This is a genomic window from Streptomyces sp. NPDC017991 (assembly GCF_044328075.1).
In the GTDB taxonomy this organism is placed as follows: Bacteria; Actinomycetota; Actinomycetes; order Streptomycetales; family Streptomycetaceae; genus Streptomyces.
Genome location: NZ_JBIRGP010000013.1, coordinates 1 through 26,015 on the forward strand (window position 1 = coordinate 1; position 26,015 = coordinate 26,015).

The following is a 26,015-nucleotide window of genomic DNA, read 5'->3' on the forward strand; positions in this document are numbered from 1 at the left end:
GGTACTGCAGGGGGGACCCTGTGGGAGAGTAGGACGCCGCCGAACAAATATTACAGGAAAGCCCCCGCACTTCGGTGCGGGGGCTTTTTTGCGTTCAGACGCTTTCAGTTCGGCTTAGGGTCTTTGTCATGCGCTATGACCTGGTGATCTTCGACAACGACGGCGTCCTCGTGGACAGCGAGCCCCTCTCCAACACCCTGCTCGCCGCGTATCTCACCGAACTCGGGCACCCCACCTCGTACGAGGACTCCCTGCGCGACTACATGGGGGCCGCCATGCATCGCGTACACGACCTGGTCGAGGAGCGGACCGGGGAGCGGTTGCCCGCCGATTTCGACGACGTCTTTCACGGGCGGGTGTTCGCTGCCTTCGAGCGGGAGCTGGAGCCGGTTCCGGGAGCTGTGGAAGTCCTGGAGAAGCTGGCCGCGGACGGAATTCCGTACTGTGTGGCGTCGTCCGGGAGCCACGAGCGGATCCGCGTGGGGCACCGGAAGACCGGGCTCGACCGGTGGTTCGACGACGCGCGCATCTTCAGTTCGCAGGACGTGGGACGCGGCAAGCCCGCACCGGATCTCTTCCTCCACGCGGCCGAACGGATGGGGGTACCCCCGGAGAAGTGCCTTGTCGTGGAGGACAGTCCGCTCGGGGTGCAGGCGGCTCGCGCGGCAGGGATGGACGTGTACGGCTTCACGGCGATGACGCCGGGCGAGCGGCTGGCGGGTGCCGACCGGCTCTTCGGAAAGATGGGTGAGCTCCTGGTACTCCTCCAGAGCTGACCCTCGGCCGAAGCTGAGCAGAATTCATCTTCTTGTTCGTCTACCCACGAGTAAGCCTGAGCCCTACGCTGAGCCGCCATGACAGATGTGCTGCGGCGTGGCCGGGCTTCCTTGGCGTTCAGCTTCTTCGCCCAGGGCGTCGCCTTCGCTCTGCTCGTGACCCGTATCCCGGCGATCCAGGACCGGTACGACGTGTCCGACGGGCTGCTGCCCGCCTTCCTCGCCGCCGTACCGATCCTCGCCGGCGTCGGGAGCGTCTGCACCGAGCACCTGGTGAAGCGGGTGCCGCCGAGTCACGTACTGCGCTGGGCCCAACCGGTCGTGCTGCTCGCGCTGCTGGGGGTCGCGGCCGGTGACGGGCTGTGGGAGCTGGGGCTGGCCCTCGCCGCCTTCGGACTGGCCGTCGGAGCGCTCGACGCGTCCATGAACATGCTCGGCGTGAGTCTTCAGCACACGTACGGGCGCAGCATCATGCTCGGGTTCCATGCCGCGTTCAGCCTCGGCGGAATCGTCGGGGCCTCGCTCGCGTGGGTGGGGGCGCACTGGGACCTGGCGTTGTTCGTGTCGTACCTGCCCGCCGTGCTGGTGCTGCTGCCCGCCGCGCTCGTGGGGAGCCGGTGGTACGTCGACGGGAGCAGGCACAAGGAGGCCCAGGCGTCGGACGTGGCCGCTGGGAGCAGTGGGGGCGGTGGAGCCGGTGGCGCGGGAGTGGGGTTCAAGCTGCTGCTGCCGCTGTGTCTGGTGATGGCCATCGCGTACATCGGCGATTCGACCGTCTCCAACTGGAGTGCCAAGTATCTGCAGGACGTGCTCGGCAGCTCGGAGCAGCTGGCGACCGTTCCGTACAACGTCTATATGGTCACCACGCTGGTCGGGCGGGCCGTGGGGGACCTCGGGGTGCGGCGGTTCGGGGCGGTGGCGGTCGTGCGGGTGGGGGCGGTCGTCGCGGCGGCCGGCTTCGCTGTCGTGGCGATCGCGCCGGGCGCCTGGGTCGGGATGCTCGGCTTCACTCTTGTCGGATTCGGACTGTGTGTGATCGTGCCGCAGACCTTCGCGGCGGCGGGCAGGCTGTTCCCCGGGGCTGCGGACGCGGCCGTCGCGCGACTGAACATCTTCAACTATGTGGGGTTCCTGATCGGTTCGCCCCTGGTGGGAGCTCTGGGCGATGCGTGGAGCTATCGGGGCGCGATGCTCGTACCGATGGCGTTGGTGCTCGCGACACTGTTCTACGCCCGGTCGTTCGCTTCTGGACCTTCCCGATACGGTGACGGGCATGAGCGGCCGCGCACAGCTGATGTGGGACGAGGCAGTAACGGGCTATGACTTCGGTCCGGATCATCCGATGGATCCGGTCCGGCTGGCGCTGACCCGGCGCCTGGTCGACGCCTTCGGGCTCGACCGGGAGGTGGATGTCGTCGCGGCCAAGCCCGCCGGTGACTCCACCCTGCGGTTGGTGCACAGGGAGGACTACGTCGAGGCGGTCAAGGCCGCCTCCGTGGATCCCCGGGCGGCCGACGCGGCGTACGGGCTGGGGACCACGGACGATCCCGCCTTCGCCGGTATGCACGAGGTGTCCGCCCTGATCGCCGGGCAGTCGGTGGGCGCCGCCGAGGCCGTGTGGCGGGGCGACGCGCTGCACGCGGTGAACTTCGCGGGCGGGCTGCACCACGCGATGCCCGGGGGCGCGTCCGGGTTCTGCATCTACAACGACGCCGCGCTGGCCATCGCCCGGCTGCTGGAGCTGGGGGCCGAGCGGGTCGCGTACGTGGATGTGGACGTGCACCACGGTGACGGTGTGCAGGCCGCGTTCTGGGAGGACCCGCGGGTGCTGACCGTGTCGCTGCACGAGCATCCGCGCACGCTGTTCCCGCAGACGGGGTGGCCCGAGGAGACCGGGGCCGCGGGGGCGGAGGGCTCCGCCGTGAACGTGGCGCTGCCGGCGGGGACCGGGGACGCGGGGTGGCTGCGGGCCTTCCACTCCGTCGTACCGGAGCTGATCGCCGACTTCCGGCCGCAGGTGCTGGTCACCCAGCACGGGGCCGATACGCACTTCGAGGATCCGCTCGCTCATCTCGCCGTGTCGCTGGACGCGCAGCGGGCTGTGCAGGTGGCGTGCCATGAGCTGGCGCACGAGTACGCCGAGGGGCGGTGGGTCGCGCTCGGTGGGGGCGGGTATGCGGTGGTCGACGTGGTGCCGCGGTCGTGGACGCATCTTGTCGCGATCGCCGCGGGGCGGGAGGTGGCGCCGTCTTCCGTCATCCCTGAGGGGTGGCGGGCGGAAGTGTTCGCCCGTACGCGGCAGTTGGGGCCTGTGCGGATGACTGACGGGCGGTGGCCCGTGTCGTTCGTGGGATGGGACGCGGGGTATGACCCTGCGGATCGGTTGGATCAGGCCGTGTTGGCCGCTCGGCGGGCGGCGTTTCCGCTGCGGGGGTTGTTGGCCTAGGGCTTTTCTCGCCCCCGCCGCCCCTACCCGTTCCCGTCAACGACTCGGGGGTCGGCCCCCGAACCCCCGGTCCTCAAACGCCGGACGGGCTGAAAGGCTGGGGCGCTGTTACGCCAACTGTGGGGTGCTGGGACAGTTTTGGGGGCGGGAGCGCGGTGGGTGCGGCAGCATCGGGGCGTGTTGAGTACCGGGGCGTTGCGGGCGCATCTGCTGGCGGCGAGGCTGGCCGGGGCCGTGGCCACCTCGCGGGAGGTGAGCCTCAGGAGTTATCGGCTGTTCGCCGCTCGGGATCCGCGAGTGACGATCGGACTCGATCCCGAACGGGCCTGGAAGCAGTCCGATCTGATCGCCCTGATGGCGGAGAAGTGCGGCGTATCAGACGATCCGCGGCATACTTCCGGGCCTGATGTGATCGATCCCGATCGGACCCTCGCGGCGCTCGACGCCTTCGCGGAGCGGCTTGCGGAAGCCGCGCGGAACCGTTCCCCGGTGCTGCTCGGCACCGGACATCCGCACCGCCTGCTCGGCTTCTACGCCGCTCTCGCGGACGCTCTGTCGGCGGCCGGGTGTACCGTCCTCACCTCCGCGTATGGTAGCTGTGTCGACATAACGACCCGGTTCGGTCTACGCACGTACAACCTTGACTACGTACGAGGAGTCGCGTTGGTGCGGGAACCCGGGGCGCGGGGGGCCGGTCACGAGACCGGCGCGCACACCCACTCCCCCCTCCCGGTTCGCACCGCTCTGGCCGCCGCCGCGGAGGCCGGCGGGCCGCTTCCGGAGCTCGTGGTGGGAGACCACGGGTGGGTCTGCGGAGCAGGTCAGCTGGGGTTCGAGGCCATCGGCCTGGGTGACACCGATGATCCCGCGCTGTTCGTCGGTGAGGCAGAGGGACGGGTGTCCGTCGTCGTTCCACTTGATGACGCTGTGCGGTCTGATTACTACCGACCGCTTACTCGCTATGTACTCAATCGAGCGTGTCTGTCACAGTAGGCCGCCGATGGGGGCTCCTCTTCCCCACTCGCATCACCCGCCCCTACTCTGGGGAGTGAGCACGCAACGACGAAGTGTCACCGGAAGGGGAAGCCGGCGACCGTCGAGTGCGGAAGGTTCAGGTGTGTCATGGCTGCTGGCGAGAGGCCTCTGAACGAGGTTCAGTTCCTTACCGTGGCGGAAGTCGCCTCGGTGATGCGAGTGTCGAAGATGACCGTGTACCGCTTGGTGCACAGCGGTCATCTGCCCGCGATCCGGGTGGGGAGGTCGTTCCGCGTCCCGGAGCAAGCGGTTCACGAGTACCTTCGCGAGTCCTACGTGGGGGTGGAGACAGTCTGACGGTGGTCCGGGGGAGGTCCCGGGGTGCTTGATGGCGTCCCCGGGATTTCGCCCGGAACCCCTCGATTACAACCTCTGGCGCTCAGGCGGGTAGGCTGGCCCCTCATAAGTCGTGTGGGCCCATGCAGCCCAGCAACGAGTAAAGAGAAGTGAGCGAGGGTAGTCGTGGGCTCTGTTATCAAGAAGCGGCGTAAGCGGATGGCCAAGAAGAAGCACCGCAAGCTGCTCAAGCGCACTCGCGTTCAGCGACGCAACAAGAAGTAGTCGCGACCTGCGGCGGTCGCCCACCTCGCGCGAGCGGGGCGTGGGCGACGCCGCGACAGTGCGCTCTGTGGCCCCCCACCGGTTGGTGGGGGGCCACAGTCGTGTGCCCCGGACGGACTCCGGGCCCCTTGATGTCCGGCGGTACGAACGCCGTGCGTATGCCTGGGCGTACGTTCCGTGCGGCACATGGCTTGGTCTGATCGTATGTCCGGGGGCGCGGTCACTTCGGGCATCGGGCAGTCATCACAGCGCAACACCGACCGGCTAACGTGACCGGCACGGGGAACACGGCAGAGTACGAGCAGATGTCGTCGACGGCTGGAAGGAAGGCGCTGATCTTGGGGAAGGTCGTGCTCGTGACCGGAGTGGCCCGTCAGCTGGGGGGCCGGTTCGTACGACGGATCCAGCGTGACCCCGAGGTGGACCGGGTGATCGCCGTGGACGCGGTCGCGCCCGAGCACCACCTGGGCGGAGCGGATTTCGTACGCGCCGACATAAGGCAGCCCACCCTCGCCAGGCTGCTCGCAGAGCACTCCGTGGACACGGTGGTGCACCTGGACGTGACGGCCACTCCGCTGGGCGGCGGCAGCCGGACCTCGGTCAAGGAGACCAACGTCATCGGCACCATGCAGCTGCTCGGTGCCTGCCAGAAGTCGCCGACGGTCAAGCGGCTGGTCGTGAAGTCGAGTACGAACGTCTATGGATCGGCGCCCCGTGACCCGGCCGTCTTCACCGAGACGACCCCGCCCAAGTCGCTGCCCAGCGGCGGCTTCGCGAAGGACACGGTCGAGGTCGAGGGGTACGTACGAGGGTTCGCGCGGCGGCGGCCCGACGTCGCCGTGTGCGTGCTGCGGTTCGCCAACATCCTCGGACCGGGCGCGGACACCCCGCTCGCCGCGTACTTCTCGCTGCCGGTGCTGCCGACCGTCCTCGGCTACGACCCGCGGCTGCAGTTCGTGCACGAGGACGACGTGATCGACGTACTGCGGATCGCCTCGCACGAGCCGGAGCGGGGCACGCTCAACAGCGGCACGTTCAACATCACCGGCGACGGCGTCCTGCTGCTCTCCCAGTGCGCGCGCAGGCTGGGCCGGCCCACGGTCCCGCTGCTGATGCCCGCGATCAGCTGGGTGGGCTCGGCACTGCGTACGGTGGGCATGACGGACTTCTCGCCCGAGCAGCTGAGGCTGCTCACCCATGGCCGGGTCGTGGCGACGAACCAGATGCGCGAGACGCTCGGATACCGGCCGAAATTCACGACCGCGGAGACGTTCGCGGACTTCGCCCGCAGCCGGGGCCCCGGACTGCTGCCGCCGGAGGCCCTCGCGGGGGCCGTCGACCGGATCGCCGCACTGCCCGCACTGGGCGGTGGCCACCCCCCGACGCAGAGCGCCAACTGAGCGCCAACCGAGGAGCGCATCAACGATGGCGGACGCCAAGGTCATTCCGTTCGACGACGACCGGTCCCGCGGGAGTGCCGTACAGCGGCCCGCGCGGCGCCGGGGCGCGGGGAACAGGCGCAAGGGCGAGCCCACGGCGGTTCACGAGGTCCAGCCCCTGCCCGCACGAACGATTCCGCAGGATGATGTTCCTGTGACGCGTGAGGAACCTGCTGCCGGATCGCCCGCTGAGTCGGCGGCCGGATCGGCTGCCGTGGAGAAGCCGGAGGGCGGTGGCTGGGAGCGGCGGATCGCCGGCGGCCTGTCGTTCCTGCGACGGCGCCTGACCGGCGACTACGAGGTCGACGACTTCGGCTACGACCAGGAGCTCACCGAGCAGGTCCTGATGTCGCTGGTGCGCCCCCTCTACGAGAAGTACTTCCGCGTCGAGGTGAAGGGCATCGAGAACATCCCGTCGGAGGGCGGGGCGCTGATTGTCGCCAACCACTCCGGGACGCTGCCGCTGGACGGCCTGATGATGCAGGTCGCCGTCCACGACAACCATCCCGACAACCGGCACCTGCGGCTGCTCGCGGCCGACCTGGTCTTCATGCTGCCCGGGGTCAACGAGCTGGCCCGCAAGGCCGGCCACACCCTCGCGTGCGCGGAGGACGCCGAACGGCTGCTGCAGCGCGGCGAACTGGTCGGTGTGATGCCGGAGGGCTTCAAGGGCATCGGCAAGCCGTTCAGCGAGCGCTACAAGCTCCAGCGCTTCGGCCGCGGCGGATTCGTGTCGACCGCGCTGCGCCAGGGCACGCCGATCATCCCGTGCTCCATCGTGGGCGCGGAGGAGATCTACCCGATGATCGGCAACGCGAAGACCCTCGCGCGGCTGCTTGGGTTCCCGTACTTCCCGATCACGCCGACGTTCCCGTGGCTCGGTCCGCTGGGCGCCGTGCCGCTGCCGACCAAGTGGACTATCCAGTTCGGCGAGCCGATCCGCACGGACGGCTATCCGCCGGAGGCGGCCGAGGACCCCATGCTGATGTTCAACCTGACGGACCAGGTCAGGGAACAGATCCAGCACACCCTGTACAAGCTGCTCGTGCAGCGCCGCTCGGTGTTCTTCTGACCGCTGGTTCCGCCGACCGACGGCGAGCGCGTACGCGGCTTGTACGCGGCTGGGGGCGCCCCTTTCCAAAGGGGCGCCCCCAGCCGCGTACCGGCGGAAGCTAGTCCGTGTCCTCGCTGTCGATGCCCAGGCCCGGGAGCAGGCCAGGGAGCAGAGGCGGCAGGGTCACATCCGGCTCGGGGGTCGGGGTGTCCTTGCCTGACGGAGAGGCGCTGGTGTCGTCCTCGGGCGGGTCGAGGAGGCCGCCGGTGTTGCCGCCGAGCAGGCCGTCGTCCTCGGTCTTGGACGTGGACGGCTTGGGCCTGCCGCTGCCTGTCCCGGTGCCGGTGTCCTCGGACGAGTCGCCGCCCGTGGCGCTGGGCGGGACCGAGCGGTCCGACCCCGAGGAGCCGGGGGAGTCGGAACTCGGGCCGCGGTGGCGGCCGGTGCCCTCCGGGGCGGGCGGCTGCGGGAGCAGCGCGCGCAGCGGCTCGACCTCTTCGTCTATGGCGTCGAACACCGAGCTGACCTGGCGGCTCACGTCACCGAGCTGGACGGGCAGCCGGTCGCGCAGGGCGCCCCAGGCGTCGCGGTGCGACTGCGAGAAGGCGGAGAGCGCCTGGATGGGGCCCAGGGAGTCCGGGTCCCGCTCGTAGGCCTCGTGCAGTAGACGGTGGCCCTCGCCTGCGTCGTGCTGCATACCGAACAGCGCACGCCTGATCTCGCCCAGGGACTCGTGGTCCAGGGGGCCCGAGCGGCCGCGCTCCATCAGGCGGCGCGCCTCGCTCAGCCGGGTGGAGGCCTGGTCGAGATAGAGCTCGCCGCGGTCGCTGCTGCCGTCGGCCATGCCCAGCTTGAGGTCCTCCATTCCGCGCTTGAGCCCGTAGAGCGAGTCACCGGGCAGGGCGTCGGAGCTGGCAGCGGCGACCCCGCTGAAGGCTCCGGCGGCCACACCCACGGTGAGTCCGCCTGCGGCGAGCCCCTTCGACAGCCGGGAACGGGGCCGCAGTTTCCCCAGTCCGGTCGCCCTGTGCGCGCCCCTGCCCCGATGGGACCGTTGCTCCGGGACCGACAGGCCCGTCGCATCGCCTCCCGCGGCCGTGCCCTCCAGCAGCATGGCCTCCATGGCGGCCACCAGCTGGGCCCTCTGGACGACCTTCACCTCGGGGTCCATCTGGGGTTTGGGCAGCTCGCCGAGGCCGGTCGCCAGGGACAGCATCCGGCTCTGCTCGGACCGGTCCGCGACAGCCGGAGCAGGTCCTTCGGACTGCTCGGCCGCCGTGCCCCTGTCGGACTGCTCCTCCAGGGCCTGGGCGAAGGCGTTCGTCCGCCGGTGCGCCGATACGTTCGCGATCACTGGCGGCACCTCCTCTCGTCATGACGGTCGGCTCCCCAGGGGGTCCTGAGGGTTGCACCCCCTGACCACGAGAACTCGATCGGGTGATCGAAGACGGTCAGGGTGTGACCACAGGGAGCCTGTATCCCGCACAACGAGCGGCTCGGCACTTGGGTTACGGACGACGGATGATCGGACCGCGAAGTCAACAGACTTTCACGGAGGGTGAGTTGAACGTCGCTGAGCGTATGGATTCATACGGGGACGCACCGGAGTCGTACCGGGGACGGTACGGCGGGCCGGCCGCGTGGCGGCGAGCCGGCGGGGGTACGGGGTCTCAGCGGGCGTCTTCCGGGAGGAGCCGGGCCAGGGTGCGCACCGCCCGGTACTGGAGGGTCTTGATCGCGCCCTCGTTCTTGCCCATGACACGGGCGGTCTCGGCGACCGAAAGGCCCTGGAGGAATCGCAGGGTCACGCACTCCTGCTGCTGGGGGTTGAGGCGGCGAACGGCGTCCAGCAGCGCCGCGTTCGAGAGGGACTCCAGGACGGAGTCCTCGGGGGAGCGCTCGACCTCGTTGGCGTCGAGCATCTCGCCGGTGGTCACTTCGAGCCGGAAACGGCTCGACTTGAAGTGGTCCGCGACGAGGTTGCGGGCGATGGTGACCAGCCAGGCGCCGAAGTCACGGCCCTGCCAGGTGAACGTTCCGATGCGGCGCAGTGCGCGCAGGAACGTCTCGCTCGTCAGGTCTTCCGCGGTCGCCTTTCCGCCGACGCGGTAGTAGATGTAGCGGTACACAGTGTCGCTGTACTGGTCGTAGAGCCGGCCGAAGGCCTCGGCCTCACCGGCCTGTGCGCGCTCCACGAGATCCATCATCCGGGCGCTGTCACTGTCTGCGGCCGGGCGGCGTGCGGGGGTGGCTGGCGCGCTCGAACGTCCTCGTCTGCCTACCGCCGCGCTGCCTTCGGCCAGTGCGTAGCACGGGCCGACGGGCGCGACGGAGACAGCGAGGGCGGGGACGGCGTACGCGGTGGGGACGAAGCCGCGCAAGCGGTCGAGGACCGTTGCGCGCAGCGTAGCCAGGCCCGAGGCGTCAACCCCGACGTGTGGGTACACGGGACTCCCAGAGGCAGAGCTTCCATCACGTGCAGTACCGGACCGTTCACCCGTCGTAGCGAAGAGTGGGGTCCGTTATGCGTCTGAGGAGAATAACGCTTCGTACAGGCAGTGCTACACCCAGTTGCTCAAATCATCGATTACGTCGCTTCTGTAACCGAATGACGCCTGATCAAGTGCCGGATAGTGACCGGTTGTTGATCGATTCGGTTCGCGTTCCGTCTGAGTCCGGGGCGTGTTGTGGCCGGGTGCCGTCAACGTGACAGGCGTGCCCCGGAAGGACGCGCTACCGGCGTCGGCGGTGCAGGGCGATGGCGGCGGCGGTGCCGCCGGCGACCGCGCCGACCCCCGCGGCCGCGGGGATGCCGACCTTCGCGGCCTTGCGGCCCGTGCGGTAGTCGCGCAGCCGCCAGTCGAGCGTGCGGGCGTGCTTGCGGAGCTTGGCGTCCGGGTTGATCGCGTAGGGGTGCCCGACCAGCGACAGCATCGGGATGTCGTTGTGGGAGTCGCTGTACGCGGCGCAGCGGCCGAGGTGCAGGCCCTCCGCCGCGGCCAGGGCGCGGACCGCCTCCGCCTTCGCGGGGCCGTGCAGGGGCTCGCCGACGAGCTTGCCGGTGTATACGCCGTCGACCGATTCCGCGACCGTGCCGAGGGCGCCGGTCAGGCCGAGGCGGCGGGCGATCACCGTGGCGATCTCGACCGGGGCGGCCGTGACGAGCCACACCTTCTGGCCCGCGTCCAGGTGGGCCTGGGCCAGTGCGCGGGTGCCGGGCCAGATGCGCTCGGCCATGTACTCGTCGTAGATCTCCTCGCCGATCGACATCAGTTCGGCGACGCGGTGGCCCTTGACGATGGACAGGGCGGAGTCACGGGCGTCCTGCATGTGCTCGGGGTCCTCGACGCCGGCCAGCCGGAACCAGGCCTGCTGCCAGGCGAACCGGTACAGGTCGCGGGACTCGAAGAACTTGCGCTTGTACAGACCGCGGCCGAAGTGGAAGATCGCGGCGCCCTGCATCACGGTGTTGTCCAGGTCGAAGAACGCGGCGGCCTGGTCGTCGCCGTGGACGGGGAAGTCCGGTTCGGCGGTTCCGGGTGCGGCGTGTGCGAGTTCTTCCAGTTCCTGGGAGGTCTTGCGCGCTGCCTCAGCCGAGGCCTCGCCTGCCAGCACGCTTCGCGCTGTCGCGGAGCGCCTACGGGGGGTGAGCCATCCGAGAGCGGCCATGGCGTGAGCATAGCCAGTTTGTTCGGTGCGGCTGGAGCCGGGAGGTTTGGATGCGGTGAACTCTTTGCGGCGGTGTTGTTGCAGGGCTTCGCCTTGGGGGGCCGCGCTTGTGGCTTCGCCGGGGGTGTTCGTCGGGTGCCGGCCGGTGGGGGCCTGTCGCGCAGTTCCCCGCGCCCCTTAAAGATTGCGCCGTTCCCCGCGCCCCTTGGGAGCTGGGGGCGTCGTGGGCTTGAAGGTGGGGGGCCCGACCGGTGTGCACGTGCGCAGTTCCCCGCGCCCCTGAGAGATTGCGCTTCCCCGCGGCCCTGGGGAAGGGCTGTGCGCCGGGTCCCTGTTTTTAGGGGCGCGGGGAACGGCGCGGCCGGCCCACGGCGGCCCGCGCCCGACGCACGGCCTTTCGCGCTGGAGAATGGGGGGATGAGGTCTATTTTTCGGCATGGTGGGCGGCGGGAGCGGGTCGTTACCTTGATTGGGAAGCCCGGCTGTCATTTGTGTGAAGACGCACAGGGTGTTGTGGAGAAGGTCTGCGGTGAGCTCGGGGTGCGCTGGGAGAAGAAGGACATCACCGAGGACGCGGAGCTGCACCGCGAGTACTGGGAGCAGATCCCGGTGGTGCTGGTGGACGGGGCGCAGCACACGTTCTGGCGGGTGGACGAGGGCCGGCTGCGGCGGGCGCTCACGGCGTAGGGGTGGCCGCCGGGACGCAGGAGTAATCGGACCGTGGCCTGACCGAGCAGTCCGGAGGGGCCGGAATGTCACTTAGGATCGAGGGCGGTTCGGACTCGGGGGCGGGGATCGTAGAGGAGAGTGTGCGGTTTTGCCCCCAAGATGTGAGGAACGAAGGTGCGTGAGCGCCCGTTCCGTACGGGTGCGCCGGGGGTGCGTGACCCCGGTCACGTTGGCCGGGCAAATCGGACACCATCTTTGTGCACGCGTTCACAAAGACATAGCCTGCATTCGACGGGGCGGTCCAGGAACGTGTGACCGCCTGAAGCCCCGCGCTACCCGCAGGAGCACCGTGGCAACTGGCCGAACTCACCGAACGGCGACCCGCAGCCGAGGGATTCCCGAGGCCACCGTCGCCAGGCTTCCCCTGTATCTCCGAGCCCTCACCGCTCTGTCGGAGCGCTCGGTACCCACGGTCTCCTCCGAGGAACTCGCGGCCGCGGCGGGGGTCAACTCCGCCAAGCTGCGCAAGGACTTCTCGTACCTCGGGTCGTACGGGACGCGCGGTGTCGGCTACGACGTCGAATACCTCGTCTACCAGATCTCCCGCGAGCTGGGCCTGACCCAGGACTGGCCGGTAGTGATCGTCGGGATAGGAAATCTCGGTGCCGCTCTGGCCAACTACGGCGGGTTCGCGTCGCGTGGGTTCCGGGTCGCGGCGCTGATCGACGCCGATCCCGCGATGGCCGGGAAGCCCGTCGCCGGGATCCCCGTGCAGCACACCGACGAGCTGGAAAAGATCATCGACGACAACGGTGTGTCGATCGGTGTCATCGCGACCCCCGCCGGGGCCGCCCAGCAGGTCTGCGAGCGGCTCGTCGCCGCCGGTGTGACCTCCATCCTGAACTTCGCGCCGACCGTGCTGTCCGTGCCGGACGGCGTCGACGTACGCAAGGTCGACCTCTCCATCGAGCTGCAGATCCTCGCCTTCCACGAGCAGCGCAAGGCCGGCGAGGAGGCCGAGGCGCAGGCCGACGCCGTGCTCGCGGCCGAGGCCGCGGCGGCCAAGGAGGCCGGGAAAGGGCCCGACGGGGACGTCCCCGCCGTGATGCCGGCATGAGTCTCCTCGTCGTCGGGCTGAGCCACCGCAGCGCTCCGGTCAGCGTCCTGGAGCGCGCCGCGCTGTCCGCGGACGCCCAGGTCAAGCTGCTCCAGGACACGGTCGCCGCCGAACCGGCCACCGAGGCCGCGGTGCTCGCCACCTGCAACCGGATCGAGCTGTACGCCGACGTGGACAAGTTCCACGCCGGTGTCGCCGAGCTCTCCACGCTGCTCGCGCAGCACAGCGGGGTCGGACTGGAAGAGCTCACCCCTTACCTGTACGTGCATTACGAGGACCGGGCCGTCCACCATCTGTTCTCGGTGGCGTGCGGGCTCGACTCGATGGTCGTCGGCGAGGGACAGATCCTCGGCCAGATCAAGGACGCGCTCGCCACCGCGCAGGAGCTGCACTCGGCCGGCCGGCTGCTGAACGACCTGTTCCAGCAGGCGCTGCGGGTCGGCAAGCGCGCTCACTCCGAGACCGGCATCGACCGGGCCGGGCAGTCCCTGGTGACCTTCGGCCTGGAGCAGTTCGCCGAGGGCGCGACGGTCGAGGCCTGGGCCCGGGACAAGCGGGTCCTCGTGATCGGCGCCGGCTCGATGTCCTCGCTGGCCGCCGCCACCCTCGCGCGCGCGGGCGTGGCCGAAGTGGTCGTCGCCAACCGGACGTTCGACCGGGCCGAACGGCTCGCCACGCTGCTCGTGGAGCAGTACGCGCAGAGTTCGGCGAGGCAGGGCGGCACCGACGTGCCGGCCCGTGCCGTGCCGATCGACGCCGTCGCGGATGAACTGACACGTGCCGATGTCGTCGTGTCGTGCACCGGCGCGACCGGTCTCGTCCTCACCGCCGAGGTCGTCGCCACCGCGATGGAGGGCCGTGCCGTCCGGGTGCCCGCCCCCGCTCCGGCCCCGGGTGCCGGTGCGCGCGGTGCGTCCGTCGTACGGGGGGAACTGCCGCCCACCAGCGTCGGCACCGAGGAGAACTGTCCCCTCGACCCCGCCGCGCAGACCGTACAGAGCGTGCAGACCGTGCAGGGCACCGCCGGGTTCTCCGTGCTCGGTGAGGCCGCCGTGGCCGGGATGGCCGCGTCCGAACTCGAACAGCACGCCGCCTGGGTGGACAAGGGCGTGGCGGCGACGGCCGCCGAGGGCCAGACCGGCTCGGTCGCGCTCCTCGACCCGGCCGCCGAGGCCGAGGCCATCACCGCCCTCGCCGCCGCGGCGGCCGTTCTCGGACGGGTGCCCGAGCGGCGCCGGCCCGAGCCCGTCGCGGAGCTGCCCAGGCCCGCCCCCGTGCTCTCGCTGCTCGACCTCGCCATGCCCCGTGACATCGACGCGGCCGCGCACCGGCTGCCTGGGGTGCGGCTGGTGGACATCGAGTCCCTCGCCGAGGCGTCCGCCGACGCGCCCATGGCCGCCGACGTGGACCAGGTGCGACGGATCGTCTCCGACGAGGTCGCCGCCTTCGGCGCCGCGCTGCGCGCCGCACACATCACTCCGACCGTCGTGGCGCTGCGCACGATGGCGGCCGACGTCGTCGCGGGCGAGATCGCCCGGCTCGACGGCCGGCTCCCCGGCCTCGACGACAAGCAGCGCAGCGAGATCACCCAGACCGTGCGACGCGTCGTGGACAAACTGCTCCACGCGCCGACCGTACGGGTCAAGCAGCTGGCCGCCGAGCCCGGCGGTGCCGGGTACGCGGACGCGCTGCGGACCCTGTTCGACCTGGACCAGGAGACGGTCGCCGCCGTCTCACGCGCCGAGGGCCGGGACGCCGACACCGACAGTGATGCGGTTGACGGTCGTCGTGGCGACGGCGGGTTCGACGACAGCGGGCGCGTTGTCGGCAGGAACTTCGACAGCAACAACTTCGAGAGCGCCGAAAACCGAGGGCGAGCATGACTGAGCAGGCACTGAGGCTCGGGACCAGGCGGAGCAGACTCGCCATGGCCCAGTCCGGGCAGGTGGCGGACGCCGTGAGCCAGGTGACCGGACGGCCCGTCGAGCTGGTGGAGATCACTACCTACGGGGACACGTCCCGTGAGCACCTCGCGCAGATCGGCGGCACGGGCGTCTTCGTGACCGCCCTGCGCGACGCGCTGCTGCGCGGGGAGGTCGACTTCGCCGTGCACTCCCTCAAGGACCTGCCGACCGGGCAGCCCGACGAGCTCGCGCTGGCCGCCGTACCCGTCCGCGCGGACGCCCGTGACGTGCTGATCGCCCGCGACGGTCTGACGTTCGCCGAGCTTCCGGACGGGGCGAGGATCGGTACCGGCTCGCCGCGCCGCATGGCGCAGCTGAACGCGCACGCGCGTGACCTCGGGCTGACGATCGAGACCGTTCCGATCCGCGGGAACATCGACACGCGGATCGGGTTCGTGCGGGGTGGCGAACTGGACGGTGTCGTACTCGCCGCCGCTGGACTGCAGCGTGTCGGCCGGACCCACGAAGTGACCGATTTCCTGCCGGTCGACATCATTTTGCCCGCCCCCGGCCAGGGGGCCCTCGCGATCGAGTGCGCCGCAGACAACGCGGACCTCGTCGCTGCGCTCGCCGAGCTCGACGACCCGTACACCCGGGCCGCCGTGACCGCCGAGCGGTCCCTGCTCGCCGCCCTGGAGGCCGGCTGCAGCGCCCCTGTGGGTGCCTTCGCCGACCTGCTGGCCGACGGGCAGACTGTCAAGGAATTGCGCCTGCGCGGCGTCGTCGGCACGACCGACGGCTCGACGCTGGTGCAGTTGTCCACCACCGGTCCCGTGCCCGAGACACATGACCAAGCAATGGCGCTCGGCCGTGAACTCGCTGCCGAGATGCTTGCCAAGGGCGCGGCCGGTCTGATGGGGGAGCGAGTACATTGAGCCCCACCACCCTTCCCATCGGCCTCGAACACGGGCACGTCACCTTCCTCGGTGCCGGACCCGGTGATCCGGGACTGCTGACTCTGCGCGCCGTGGAGGCGCTGGGGAACGCTGATGTCCTGGTCGCCGAACCCGAAGTGCTCGACGTCGTCCGCACGCACGCCAGACGAAACGTCACCGTGCTCGACACCGATACGGGCGCGAGCCCGGACACGCCTCAGCTGAAGGTAGTTGACGGCACGTCAGCCACCTCTGGCGTCCCCGCGTCGAAGGACGCGGCCAATATTGTCATGGAGGCCGCGAGGGGCGGCAGGCGGGTCGTCCGTGCGGTCTCGGGTGACCCCGGACTCGACGCGTACGCGGCGGGCGAGATGCTCGCCTGCGCCGCCGCGGGTGTGCCCTTCGAGGTCGTTCCCGGTGTCGCCGCCGCTGTGGGTGTGCCCGCGTACGCGGGTGTGCCGTTGCGGGACGCCGAGGGTGCGGACGTGCGGTTCGTCGACGCCCGTACCGCGTCCGCGCGCTGTTGGACCGAGGTCGGGGCGTCCGACGGGACCGTGGTCGTTTCCGCGGCTCTCGATTCCGTGGGGGCCGCTGCGGGCGAGCTCGTGGCTGCCGGGCGTAAGCCCGATACCCCGATGACCGTCACCGTCGCCGGTACCACCACGCGGCAGCGGACCTGGTGCGCGACGCTCGGCACCATCGCGCAGACGCTGAAGCAGGCCAAGGTGCTGCCCTCGCCCGAGGGCGGCCGGCCGGTGATAGCCGTGGTCGGTGAGCGTTCCTCCGCCGCCCAGCGCGACCAGCTCTCATGGTTCGAGTCCAAGCCGCTGTTCGGCTGGAAGGTGCTCGTGCCGCGTACGAAGGAGCAGGCGGCGTCGCTCTCCGACCAGCTGCGGTCGTACGGGGCCGTGCCGCACGAGGTGCCCACGATCGCTGTGGAGCCGCCGCGTACGCCTCAGCAGATGGAGCGGGCGGTCAAGGGGCTCGTCACCGGGCGGTACGAGTGGATCGCCTTCACGTCGGTGAACGCCGTCAAGGCTGTGCGGGAGAAGTTCGAGGAGTACGGGCTCGACGCGCGCGCTTTCGCGGGGATCAAGGTCGCCGCTGTGGGTGAGCAGACCGCAAAGGCGCTGATCGCTTTCGGGGTCAAGCCCGATCTGGTGCCCAGTGGGGAGCAGTCCGCCGCGGGGCTGCTTGAGGACTGGCCGCCGTACGATCCCGTTTTTGATCCGATCGACCGGGTGTTTCTGCCGCGGGCCGATATCGCCACGGAGACGTTGGTCGCCGGGCTGATCGAGCTGGGCTGGGAGGTCGACGACGTCACGGCCTATCGGACGGTGAGGGCTTCGCCACCGCCCGCCGATACGCGCGAGGCGATCAAGGGTGGGGGGTTCGACGCTGTTCTCTTCACTTCGTCGAGCACCGTGCGGAATCTGGTCGGTATTGCCGGGAAGCCGCACAATGTGACCGTGATCGCGTGTATTGGTCCGGCTACCGCGAAGACCGCGGAAGAGCACGGGTTGCGCGTTGACGTCATGTCGCCCGAGCCGTCCGTGCATCGGCTGGCCGAGGCGCTGGCGGAGTTCGGGCTTCGGCGGCGGGCCTCCGCTCTTGAGGCCGGGGATCCTGTTACCCGGCCGAGTGAGCGGCGGCCGGGGTCCCGGCGGAGGCGTACCACTACGTAGTCCGTTACGTGGTCCCTTACGTGGTCCGGCTGTTGTGGGTCGGGGCCTTGCCGGTACGTCGAGGCCGTGAAGTCGAGGGCGCCGCACCCGTGGTTCGAGGGCGCCGCACCCGTGGTTCGAGGGCGCCGCACCCGTGGTTCGGGGTTGCCGCGCGTGTGGCTCGGGGGGTGCCCGGCTCCGACTGGTCGTCGGCAACCGCATGGGGTGGGCGGGCGTAGCGTGGTCTCATGACGACGTACGGATCCTTTCCCGGCAGCCGGCCGCGGCGGCTGCGGACCAGTCCTGTGATGCGGCGCATGGTTGCCGAGACCCGGCTGCATCCCGCAGATCTCATCCTTCCCGCCTTCGTGCGTGAAGGTGTCTCCGAGCCTGTGCCCATTGCCGCGATGCCCGGCGTGGTGCAGCACACCCGGGACAGTCTGAAGAAGGCCGCCGCTGAGGCGGTGGCCGCCGGGATCTCCGGGATCATGCTGTTCGGTGTGCCGGACGAGGCGAAGAAGGATGCCCTGGGGACGGCCGGGACCGATCCCGACGGGATTCTGCAGGTTGCCCTCCGGGACGTGCGGAGCGAGGTCGGGGACGAGCTGTTGGTGATGTCCGATCTCTGTCTCGACGAGACCACCGACCATGGGCATTGCGGTGTGCTGGACGCGGAGGGGCGTGTCGACAACGACGCGACCCTGGAGCGGTATGCCGAGATGGCTCAGGTGCAGGCCGATGCCGGGGCGCATGTGGTGGGGCCCAGCGGGATGATGGACGGCCAGGTCGGGGTCGTCCGTGACGCTCTCGATCAGATCGGGCGCGAGGACGTGGCGGTGCTCGCCTATACCGTCAAGTATTCCTCCGCCTTCTTCGGGCCGTTTCGGGAGGCCGTCGGGTCCTCGTTGAAGGGGGATCGGAAGACCTATCAGCAGGACCCCGCCAATGCGCGGGAATCGCTGAAGGAGTTGGCGCTCGATCTCGAAGAGGGCGCCGACATGGTGATGGTGAAACCCGCCGGGCCCTATCTGGATATCCTCGCGCGTGTCGCGGATGCGGTGGATGTGCCCGTCGTCGCTTACCAGATCTCCGGTGAGTATTCGATGATCGAGGCTGCCGCCGAAAAAGGGTGGATCGATCGGGATGCGGCGATCCTGGAGACGCTGACCGGGATTCGGCGGGCCGGGGCCCGGAACATCCTCACGTACTGGGCCACCGAGGTGGCGCAGAAGCTGCGTTGAGCGTCGTAGCGGCTGGGCCGGGGGCGTGTTGGGGGTGCGCCGGGGGCGGTTGGGTGCGAGGGGTGCACTTCGGGGAGTGACCGGATCGCTACGGTGAGTAGTGTGGCGGGTCACTTTGGTTCGAGCACCGCTCCGGGGGAACCGTGGAACCCGTCTTCGCGCATGCCGACAAGCTCTTCTCACTGCTGAACCAGCTCGTACGCCGCCCGCGGAAGGGCGAGTCGCCGGGTGAGGTGCCCGACCGGGACGGGATGCCCGTGCTGGGGCTCGTCGGTGACCGGCAGGACCGGCTCGTCGAGCAGATCCGGCGGGCGCTCGGGGAGGCACAGCCCCGGCGTGTTCCGCACGAAGTGATCGATGTGGCCGAGTGCTGGGGCGAAGTCGCTCATGAGCGTGGTGATCTCGCCGCGGACTGGCAGCGGTCCGAGGTGTGCCGCAGGGTGCTGGTGCGGCTGGCTCAGGAGTATTCGTCCGAGCGTGGCGGGCACGACCGGCGCGTACGCTTCCGGCGGTTCGGGCTGGTCAACTGGCTGCTGGAGATGACCTGCACGGACGAGGAACCGGACTCGCGGCACGACCAGGACATGCTGAGCCGGCTGCGGGACCGTGAGTTCCAGCGCCGGCCGGTGCTCGGTTTTCTGCGGGCCCCGGGCACCGAGGTGGCGCTGCAGGGGAAAGTGCCCTGGTGGGCGTACGTTTTCGGGTTGTACGTGCTGCCCTTGATGTGGTTCCGGGCCTGGCGGGTGCTGGGCGGCGAGTACCGGTGGCTGCTGCGGCAGCCGTACATGGCACCCGGTGATCCGGGGACCTTCGCGGGGTTCGCGCTGCGGCTCACCCAGCCGCGATGGGGGCGCGAAGACCCCGACCAGGTCGTGAAGTTGATGATCAACGCCTTTCTGGAGGACCTGCGCGTCGCCTACCGGCGGCGGCCCTGGCGCCGGCGGGCCGCGCGGCGTACGGCGTACTGCGTGGCGTTCCTCAAGGGCGTCAGCGACGACAACCGCGGGCGGGAGCTGGTGCGTTCGTTCGTGGAGGTGCGCAGGGAGACCGGCGCCTTCGACCCGCTGCTGATCATCACCAGTTGCACGGAGGGCGAGCACGACCACGAGCGCATGCGGGTGCGCAGCCTGGCGGAGGAGCTCACGCCGTACGAGGCCTGGTGCGAGCGGTTGCGGGGCGCGGGGCGCAGTCGGGGCGCCGACTTCTGGTATCTGCCCGTGCGGGTGCCCGCGCCGTTGCCGGCAGGGCACCCCGATCTCGCGGCGCAGAGCGAGTGCACGTCCGCGGCGCGGCGGTTCACCGTCGGGCGGCCTCCCGTCTGGGCGGGGCGGGCCGCCACCGCCGGTGCCGTCGCCCTGGTCCTCGCCCTGGTCGCCGCGACCGTCGGGGCGACGCTGGAGAGGGAAACGCGGTGGAAGGAGGCGCACTGCGGACTGGAGCGCTACGACGCCGACGCGGCGACGGTGACCTGGCGGAAGGGGACGAAGGAGTGTGTCGGGGTCGCCTCGCACGGGTTCGCCTTCGGTTCCCACGACCAGAAGCTGACGAAGACCCTGCAGGTCATCGCCGACCAGAACGGGCGGGCGGAGCGGCTGCACCGCGCTTCCGGCAAGCGGCCCCTGGTCACACTCGTCCATGTCTCGGCCATGCTCAGCAGCCCCGACGGTCAGTCGCTCAAGGCCCTGTCGTACGCGCGCGAGCAGCTTCAGGGCGTGGCGAGCGCCCAGCGGCGGCAGCTCGACGGGCAGGGCGAGACGGAGCCCGTGCTGCGGATCCTGTCGGCCAACGCCGGTTCCGGCATGCGGTACGGCGTGCGGGTCGCCGGCATGGTGCGGAAGCTGATGGAGGCCGATCCGACCATCGTCGGTGTCACCGGCCTCGACGAGAGCCGCGAGGCCACGGTCAGGACGATCGGTGCCCTGACCCGCGCCGGGCTGCCCATGGTCGCCACGACCCCGTCCGCCGACACGCTCGACGACCACTCACCGCTCTACCACCAGGTCTCGCCGCAGAACGTGCGCGAGGCCGCAGTCGCCGCCGCGTACGCCGACGAGCTGGTCACGACGGGCGAGAAGGTGGGGAAGCGCGAGGTACTCGTCCTGTACTCCGCCGACCGGAGCGACGCGTACAGCCGGACCCTGTGGAAGGACGTCGAAAGTGCCTTCGAGGCAAAGGACTTCACCGTGACGCCCCGGGAGTTCGTCCCCGTGTCCGCGCCGGTCGGCGCGTTCTCCGGCACACCCGGTGCGCACTCCGCCGGACAGGACGTCTGCCGTGACAAGGAGCGGATGGTGTTCTTCGCCGGACGCTCCGAGGACTTCGAGGCGATCCTCCGCGCCGTCGACCAGGCATGCGGCACCTCCGAACCCTTCATCCTCGGCGGTGACGACGTGGCCCGCCTCGGCGCCGACATGGAGCGGCGCTCCTACTTCTTCCGTCTGCGGTACGAGTTCCTCGACTTCACGCGCAACACGGCGTCCTGCGAAAACTCCGGCAACCTCTACAGCACGATGAAGGTGCTGTTCCAGGAGGAGTGCCCGTCGCTCGCGACGACCTACCTGGACGGGCACGCGGCCCTCGCCTTCGACGCCGTCGGCGTGTATCTCAAGGCGATCTCCTACCTTCAGGAGAACGCGCGTGGCATGCGGCTCACCCCGCACGCCGTGTGGCAGGCGCTGGGCACCGTCCACGGTAGGCGTGCGCTCGACGGGGAGAGCGGCACCATCGACTTCGGTGGTGAGGCGGGCGGGCACACCCCGATCGACAAGCTGATCTCGGTCCAGCGTGTGGTGAACGGCGGCCTGCCCGCCCAGATGGGCCTCTGCGGCCGTCTGGGCGACGGGACCCAGGACGACTGGTGCCCCTGAGGCACTCGACCGGGTGCCGGGGGCGGCGTGCTTGGATGGTCCGGGCCGGTGCGGGGATCAGGCCCGGCCGCAGCGGCTTCGACGTCGGGGGACCGACCCGCTCCTGCATGCGGATCCGGGACGTGGAGAGAGGTGCGGACGGTGGCGGGGGACGAGTTCACGGAGCTGCTGGGGCGGCTGAAGGAGCGGTCCGGGCTCAGTTACGGGGTGTTGGGGAAGCGGCTGCACACGAGTGCGTCCACGCTGCACCGGTACGTCAACGGGGACGCCGTGCCCACGGACTACGCGCCGGTGGAGCGGTTCGCGCGGGTGTGCAGGGCGACCCCCGAGGAACTGGTGGAGCTGCACCGGCGGTGGGTTCTCGCGGACGCGCGGCGGGGGCAGAAGCCGGGTGAGGGAGCCGCGGGGGCGGGGAGCGAGGCCGCGGCCGGGGAGGAGGCCGCGGTGACGGTCGCCGCCGAGGGTGTGCGGGAGGACTCGCCGGCCGCGGCCGGCCCCGCCGATCTTCTGGTCTCTCCGCAGGCCACCCCTTCGGGCTCGCGGCGGCGGCGTACCGTCGTGCTCGCGGGTGCCGCCGTGGCCGCCGCTGTCGTGTCGGTGGCGCTCGTCGCGCAGTTCGTGGCGGGCGACGACGGTGAGGGACGCGAGCAGTCCGTCGGGGCCGGCGCGTCCGCGGACGACCGGCCGGAGGCCACCGTGTCCGCCGGGGCGAAGGGCAAGTCCGCCGCACCGTCCGCCTCGCGCTCGGAAAGTCCCTCGGCGTCCGCCGCACCCTCCGCCTCGCGCAGTGGTGGAACGGCCGGGTCGGCGGGGGGCGCCGGGAGCGCCGGCGGCGCGGAGGGTGCCACCGCGCCCATCGTCGCCGTCAACCCGTACAAGTGGGACAGCCCGTGCAGCCAGCACTACCTTGTCGACCGTGCGCCCGAGAAGGTGCCCCCGCCGCCGAGTGAGCCCGACGCCCGCGGGTGGGTCAACGCGCTCGGCGGGGTCGCCGCCGGGCGGCAGATGCTCGCGCTGACCGTCCAGGGCACCGGGAAGTCCACCGTCGTCCTGGACGATCTGCATGTGCGGGTGGTGGACAAGAGCGCGCCGCTCGCCTGGAACGACTTCCAGATGGGCGTCGGGTGCGGCGGCGGTGTGGAGACCACGTCGTTCGGCGTGAACCTCGACGCCGGGCGGCCCGACACCTCGCCCAGGGCCGGGCAGCGCGACTTCCCGTACAAGGTGAGCGAGTCCGACCCCGAGGTGTTCTACATCTTCGCGGACGCCCGGACGTACGACGTGAGCTGGTATCTGGAGCTGGAGTGGTCGAGCGGGGGCGAGAAGGGCACGGTTCGCGTCGACGACGACGGCAGTCCCTTCCGGACGAGCGGGAACGTGGGGCGGCCCGCCTACAACCATCCGCTCGGTGACTCCGCCTGGGGACGCGACGAGTACGAGCCCGACGTGCCCGGGTGAGTCCCTGGATGAGCGGGTGCTTCTGCCCGGATCGGGGGCGGGTGAAACGTTGAGCGGGTGATCCAATCTGTGGATCTTGACGTCGGGGCACTATCAAGTCCTGGCGGGAGTTAGGTTGTTGCCCGTTGACTGACGCGACTCTCCAGGGAGAGGCCCTATGCCCGGTGATGCTCTCAGCCAGGACCCCGCCGAGCTGAGAAGGAGGATCGACACCACCAGGGCACACCCGGCCCGTGTCTATGACGTCTTCCTCGGGGGCAAGGACAACTACCCGGTGGACCGGGCCGCGGCGGCCGCCGCGCTCGCCGCCAATCCACGCGGCTATCTCGACGTCCGGCACAACCGCGACTTCCTGCGCCGCGCCGTGAACACGCTGACGGGCGAAGAGGGCATCCGGCAGTACCTGGACATCGGCACCGGGCTGCCGACCCAGGAGAACGTGCACCAGATCGCCCAGCGCATCGCCTCCGACTCCCGTGTCGTGTACGTCGACAACGACCCGGTGGTCCTCGCCCACGCGCGCGCCCTGCTCACCAGCGGGCCCGAGGGCCGCACCGACTACATCGACGCCGATCTGCAGAACCCGGCCCAGATCCTCGAAGGCGCCGCGAAGACCCTGGACTTCGACCGGCCGATCGCGCTGGCGCTCGTGGCCATCCTGCACTTCGTCGAGGACGAGCGGGCCTATCCGATCGTCCGCGAACTGATCGACGCGCTGCCCTCGGGAAGCCGGCTCGTGCTCAGCCATCTCACCGAGGACCTCAACGCCGAGAACGTCCGCGCGGTCCAGCGCACGTACACCGAGCGGGGCTTCACCTTCGTGCTGCGTACGAAGGCGGAGGTCGAGCGGTTCCTCACCGAGAACGGCCTTGAGGTGGACGAGCCCGGTGTGGTCCCCGCCCACCACTGGCGGCCCGACAACGCGGCGCCCGTGCCCGAGCAGCCCGAGGCGGCCTACCTCGACGGCCTCGACGACATCGAGAAGGTCCGCTACCGCGACATCAACGACGTGACGGACGCGGACATCAACGTGTACGCGGTCACCGGCCGCAAGCCCTGAGACCGCGGGGCCGGCCGGTCAGTCCCACCAGAAGGTCCAGGAATGTGCGCCGAGCACCTCGCGCTCGGCGTACGCCCGCAGGGAGGCATGGCCGCTCCGGGTGATGTCGGCCGGGCAGAACGCGTAGTGCTCGGCGGCTATCGCCTCCGCCTCGGCCGGGGACTTGGGCGGGGCCGCGACGGAGACGATCAGCTGGTCGAAGGTGAGCGCCACGACCCGGACGCCGAAGCGGTCCTCCCAGGAACGCAGGACCGCGCACAGCTCCGCCACGTCGTCGGTGAGATCGACCGGACCGCACCAGCCGATGGCGGCCGGGATGTCCGCGCTGCGGCGGGCCGGGACGAGCGCGAGGCGTGGCTCCCGCAGCCGGCTCGCGCCGCCGACGAGCGCGTCCGTCACCTCGGCGGCCCACACGTCCGGGTCGACGTCCGGTACGCCCGCCGCGGCCAGGCCGGGCCAGTCGGCGTCCTGCGCCTCGGCCGCGTACTCCTCCCAGAGCTCCGCGAGGACCTCCTCGGCGTCGTGGTCGCCCGGATAGGACGCGAGGGCCGGGTCCAACTCCCACTTGTCCGGGTGCGGTTCGCTGCCCGTCCGCCCGCCGACCAGGACCGGGCACAGGCCCGCCGTGCGGCGCGCGGACGCCAGTCGCAGCCAGTCGCCCGGCGCCGCCGGGGCGTCGGCACGCCACAGCAGCGGTTCGTCCCAGGGGCCCTCGACCGTCGTGTCGAGCAGGGCACCGGGCGGGAGGTCGAGACCGAGCGAGCGGCCGGCCGGGTCGGCCGCGAGCGTCGGCAGCTGGTTCGGAAGAGTCGCCATGCCCGTGACTTTAGAGCCCGCCACTGACAACGGCCCCGGGGCCATCGACGTGGGTGGCCGATGCTCCGGCCACCCGCGCGCCAACTCTCCGCGGCGGTCCGTCAGTCGGTGCCGAACCATGTCCGCGCGAGCGAGTCCAGCGTCGGCTCCGGCGGCTTCGGCAGCATGCGCAGATACGAGGACAGGTCGCTGTAGACGTGCAGCAGCGTGTACGCCATCACCGTGTGCGGGTCGAACGGCGGGCGCCCGTAGGCCTCGTAGAAGCGCTTCAGGAGCCGGGGCTGTCCGCACGAGAGGAACAGGCCGACGCTCACGAAGTCGTAGGCGGGGTGGCCGGCCAGCACCGGCTCGAAGTCGAAGAGGCCGGCCAGCCGCCAGCCGTCCGGGTCCACCGTCAGATGCTCACGCATGAACTCGGTGTGCAGCAGCACCCGGCGCGAAGGGGCGGGCAGCGGGACCGAGTTCAGGAACCACGGGATCTGGTCGAGCCAGACCTCCGGCAGCCCGGTCTCGCGCTGCCGCTCCACCGCGTTCGCGCGCTGCGAGTCGACGAACAGGCCCCAGTCGGACGGACCGACGAGGTCCGAGAGCGGCGCGGTACTCAGCGCGTGCAGCGCCGCGAGCGTCTCACCGGCCTCCGTGACGATACGGTCCTGGTCCGCCGCCGGGATCCGCGGCCACGCGTCCGCGAGACCCTCGCCGGGCAGCCGGGACATCAGGACGAAGGACCAGCCGTTCTTGTACGCGCCGGCCGAGTACAACTGCGGTGTGGGGACCGGCAGTTTGCCGTACACATGGCTGAGCATCCGCTCCTCGCGCCGGGCGTCGAGCTTCTCGAAGGCGGGGAACAGCTTCAGTACGTGCGCGGCGCCGATGGAGTACACCGGGAGCGAGCCCTCGATGTAGCGGACCATCTGCTTGGGGACCAGGCCGAGGCGCTCGCACAGGTCCGCCACGGCCGGCCGCAGCAGGGCCTCGTCGCGGACGACCGCGTCCAGCTCCTCGCCGGTCTCAACGAGTGGCAGCATGACTGGCGCACACCCTCCGGCCGGCCGGAGGGATGAAGAAGGGCAGTGCAGTGCTCATTGCGCTCCCAGCGTGCGGTTCGACAGGGCTCATGCGTTCCCCGGACTCGGGGGCCGCGGCCCCGCAGCCTCGCATAATGGGGGGTACGCCCTGCGACCTCAACCTTTGGCCAGCGCTTTGACGTGCACGCCTTCAGCATCCCCTCACCCGAACGGGCGTCACGGTGAGGGGTGCTGACGGGGCGTCGGCGGGCAGACGGGAATGTGACGACACAGGGC

The 26,015-nt window shown here is 70.4% G+C and carries 22 protein-coding genes; 17 read left to right on the forward strand and 5 right to left on the reverse strand.

Annotation, left to right across the window (positions count from 1 at the left end):
* Positions 1-128: 128 nt before the first annotated feature.
* The 8 genes from ACH4DZ_RS32260 to ACH4DZ_RS32295 all read left to right on the forward strand — a co-directional run bounded on the left by ACH4DZ_RS32260 (position 129) and on the right by ACH4DZ_RS32295 (position 7,329).
* Positions 129-776: an HAD family hydrolase gene (locus ACH4DZ_RS32260; protein WP_398291134.1), complete on the forward strand. Its 648-nt coding sequence runs from the start codon at positions 129-131 to the stop codon at positions 774-776.
* A 78-nt stretch (positions 777-854) separates the two neighbouring features.
* Positions 855-2,099, forward strand: coding sequence for an MFS transporter (locus ACH4DZ_RS32265; protein WP_398291136.1), 1,245 nt, complete (start codon positions 855-857; stop codon positions 2,097-2,099).
* A complete protein-coding gene (locus ACH4DZ_RS32270; RefSeq protein ID WP_398291138.1) occupies positions 2,050-3,222 on the forward strand; it encodes an acetoin utilization protein AcuC in 1,173 nt (390 codons plus the stop codon). The genes ACH4DZ_RS32265 and ACH4DZ_RS32270 overlap by 50 nt, the downstream gene beginning before the upstream one ends.
* A 177-nt stretch (positions 3,223-3,399) precedes the next feature.
* Positions 3,400-4,215, forward strand: a complete 816-nt coding sequence (locus ACH4DZ_RS32275; RefSeq protein WP_398291140.1) for a phosphatase — start codon at positions 3,400-3,402, stop codon at positions 4,213-4,215.
* A gap of 129 nt (positions 4,216-4,344) precedes the next feature.
* Positions 4,345-4,554: a helix-turn-helix domain-containing protein gene (locus ACH4DZ_RS32280; protein ID WP_037674604.1), complete on the forward strand. Its 210-nt coding sequence runs from the start codon at positions 4,345-4,347 to the stop codon at positions 4,552-4,554.
* Positions 4,555-4,719: 165 nt separating this feature from the next.
* Positions 4,720-4,818, forward strand: coding sequence for a 30S ribosomal protein bS22 (locus ACH4DZ_RS32285; RefSeq protein ID WP_003948845.1), 99 nt, complete (start codon positions 4,720-4,722; stop codon positions 4,816-4,818).
* Positions 4,819-5,156: 338 nt separating this feature from the next.
* Positions 5,157-6,218, forward strand: coding sequence for an NAD-dependent epimerase/dehydratase family protein (locus ACH4DZ_RS32290; RefSeq protein WP_398291142.1), 1,062 nt, complete (start codon positions 5,157-5,159; stop codon positions 6,216-6,218).
* A 25-nt stretch (positions 6,219-6,243) separates the two neighbouring features.
* The gene (locus ACH4DZ_RS32295) at positions 6,244-7,329 is read left to right on the forward strand and encodes a lysophospholipid acyltransferase family protein (RefSeq protein WP_398291144.1); all 1,086 of its coding nucleotides are present in this window, start codon (positions 6,244-6,246) and stop codon (positions 7,327-7,329) included.
* Between the two features lie 100 nt (positions 7,330-7,429).
* Here ACH4DZ_RS32295 and ACH4DZ_RS32300 read toward each other — a convergent pair whose 3' ends face one another.
* From ACH4DZ_RS32300 to ACH4DZ_RS32310, 3 genes are all read right to left on the reverse strand, one after another.
* Positions 7,430-8,665 carry a DUF5667 domain-containing protein gene (locus ACH4DZ_RS32300; protein ID WP_398291146.1) on the reverse strand — a complete coding sequence of 412 codons (1,236 nt, stop codon included), beginning with the start codon at positions 8,663-8,665 and terminating at the stop codon, positions 7,430-7,432.
* 316 nt (positions 8,666-8,981) lie between these two features.
* Positions 8,982-9,758 (reverse strand): ECF subfamily RNA polymerase sigma factor, BldN family, encoded by a 777-nt coding sequence (locus tag ACH4DZ_RS32305; RefSeq protein WP_107020822.1) that lies wholly within the window; start codon positions 9,756-9,758, stop codon positions 8,982-8,984.
* A gap of 286 nt (positions 9,759-10,044) precedes the next feature.
* Positions 10,045-10,980: an HAD family hydrolase gene (locus ACH4DZ_RS32310; protein WP_398291148.1), complete on the reverse strand. Its 936-nt coding sequence runs from the start codon at positions 10,978-10,980 to the stop codon at positions 10,045-10,047.
* Between the two features lie 417 nt (positions 10,981-11,397).
* On the opposite strand from ACH4DZ_RS32310, the gene ACH4DZ_RS32315 reads away from it, so the two are divergent.
* From ACH4DZ_RS32315 to ACH4DZ_RS32355, 9 genes are all read left to right on the forward strand, one after another.
* Complete coding sequence (locus ACH4DZ_RS32315; protein ID WP_398291150.1) at positions 11,398-11,667, forward strand: glutaredoxin family protein; 270 nt, start codon at positions 11,398-11,400, stop codon at positions 11,665-11,667.
* Between the two features lie 331 nt (positions 11,668-11,998).
* On the forward strand, positions 11,999-12,766 hold the full coding sequence (locus ACH4DZ_RS32320; RefSeq protein ID WP_210881859.1) for a redox-sensing transcriptional repressor Rex: 768 nt from the start codon (positions 11,999-12,001) through the stop codon (positions 12,764-12,766).
* Positions 12,763-14,649 carry a glutamyl-tRNA reductase gene (locus tag ACH4DZ_RS32325; RefSeq protein WP_398291152.1) on the forward strand — a complete coding sequence of 629 codons (1,887 nt, stop codon included), beginning with the start codon at positions 12,763-12,765 and terminating at the stop codon, positions 14,647-14,649. The genes ACH4DZ_RS32320 and ACH4DZ_RS32325 overlap by 4 nt, the downstream gene beginning before the upstream one ends.
* Positions 14,646-15,605, forward strand: coding sequence for a hydroxymethylbilane synthase (gene hemC, locus ACH4DZ_RS32330; protein WP_398291154.1), 960 nt, complete (start codon positions 14,646-14,648; stop codon positions 15,603-15,605). The genes ACH4DZ_RS32325 and hemC overlap by 4 nt, the downstream gene beginning before the upstream one ends.
* Entirely contained in the window at positions 15,602-17,290 is a 1,689-nt protein-coding gene (locus ACH4DZ_RS32335; protein WP_398291156.1) for a uroporphyrinogen-III synthase, read from the forward strand. The genes hemC and ACH4DZ_RS32335 overlap by 4 nt, the downstream gene beginning before the upstream one ends.
* 227 nt (positions 17,291-17,517) lie before the next feature.
* Positions 17,518-18,510, forward strand: coding sequence for a porphobilinogen synthase (gene hemB, locus ACH4DZ_RS32340; RefSeq protein ID WP_398291158.1), 993 nt, complete (start codon positions 17,518-17,520; stop codon positions 18,508-18,510).
* A 143-nt stretch (positions 18,511-18,653) separates the two neighbouring features.
* Positions 18,654-21,377, forward strand: coding sequence for an ABC transporter substrate-binding protein (locus ACH4DZ_RS32345; protein ID WP_398291160.1), 2,724 nt, complete (start codon positions 18,654-18,656; stop codon positions 21,375-21,377).
* Positions 21,378-21,518: 141 nt separating this feature from the next.
* Positions 21,519-22,835 carry a helix-turn-helix domain-containing protein gene (locus ACH4DZ_RS32350; RefSeq protein WP_398291162.1) on the forward strand — a complete coding sequence of 439 codons (1,317 nt, stop codon included), beginning with the start codon at positions 21,519-21,521 and terminating at the stop codon, positions 22,833-22,835.
* A 157-nt stretch (positions 22,836-22,992) separates the two neighbouring features.
* Positions 22,993-23,895 (forward strand): SAM-dependent methyltransferase, encoded by a 903-nt coding sequence (locus ACH4DZ_RS32355; protein ID WP_398291164.1) that lies wholly within the window; start codon positions 22,993-22,995, stop codon positions 23,893-23,895.
* 18 nt (positions 23,896-23,913) lie between these two features.
* Here ACH4DZ_RS32355 and ACH4DZ_RS32360 read toward each other — a convergent pair whose 3' ends face one another.
* Both ACH4DZ_RS32360 and ACH4DZ_RS32365 read right to left on the reverse strand, forming a co-directional pair.
* Positions 23,914-24,711, reverse strand: a complete 798-nt coding sequence (locus tag ACH4DZ_RS32360; RefSeq protein WP_398291166.1) for a DUF4253 domain-containing protein — start codon at positions 24,709-24,711, stop codon at positions 23,914-23,916.
* Positions 24,712-24,812: 101 nt separating this feature from the next.
* Complete coding sequence (locus ACH4DZ_RS32365) at positions 24,813-25,739, reverse strand: phosphotransferase family protein (protein WP_398291168.1); 927 nt, start codon at positions 25,737-25,739, stop codon at positions 24,813-24,815.
* Positions 25,740-26,015: the final 276 nt, after the last annotated feature.

Bases quoted from the DNA above. Each gene is read 5' to 3' on its own strand.
- ACH4DZ_RS32260 (WP_398291134.1), top strand. From the start codon at position 129: ATGCGCTATGACCTGGTGATCTTCGACAACGACGGCGTCCTCGTGGAC.
- ACH4DZ_RS32265 (WP_398291136.1), top strand. From the start codon at position 855: ATGACAGATGTGCTGCGGCGTGGCCGGGCTTCCTTGGCGTTCAGCTTC.
- ACH4DZ_RS32270 (WP_398291138.1), top strand. From the start codon at position 2,050: ATGAGCGGCCGCGCACAGCTGATGTGGGACGAGGCAGTAACGGGCTAT.
- ACH4DZ_RS32280 (WP_037674604.1), top strand. From the start codon at position 4,345: ATGGCTGCTGGCGAGAGGCCTCTGAACGAGGTTCAGTTCCTTACCGTG.
- ACH4DZ_RS32295 (WP_398291144.1), top strand. From the start codon at position 6,244: ATGGCGGACGCCAAGGTCATTCCGTTCGACGACGACCGGTCCCGCGGG.
- ACH4DZ_RS32310 (WP_398291148.1), bottom strand. From the start codon at position 10,980: ATGGCCGCTCTCGGATGGCTCACCCCCCGTAGGCGCTCCGCGACAGCG.
- ACH4DZ_RS32315 (WP_398291150.1), top strand. From the start codon at position 11,398: ATGAGGTCTATTTTTCGGCATGGTGGGCGGCGGGAGCGGGTCGTTACC.
- ACH4DZ_RS32325 (WP_398291152.1), top strand. From the start codon at position 12,763: ATGAGTCTCCTCGTCGTCGGGCTGAGCCACCGCAGCGCTCCGGTCAGC.
- hemC (WP_398291154.1), top strand. From the start codon at position 14,646: ATGACTGAGCAGGCACTGAGGCTCGGGACCAGGCGGAGCAGACTCGCC.
- hemB (WP_398291158.1), top strand. From the start codon at position 17,518: ATGACGACGTACGGATCCTTTCCCGGCAGCCGGCCGCGGCGGCTGCGG.
- ACH4DZ_RS32355 (WP_398291164.1), top strand. From the start codon at position 22,993: ATGCCCGGTGATGCTCTCAGCCAGGACCCCGCCGAGCTGAGAAGGAGG.
- ACH4DZ_RS32360 (WP_398291166.1), bottom strand. From the start codon at position 24,711: ATGGCGACTCTTCCGAACCAGCTGCCGACGCTCGCGGCCGACCCGGCC.
- ACH4DZ_RS32365 (WP_398291168.1), bottom strand. From the start codon at position 25,739: ATGCTGCCACTCGTTGAGACCGGCGAGGAGCTGGACGCGGTCGTCCGC.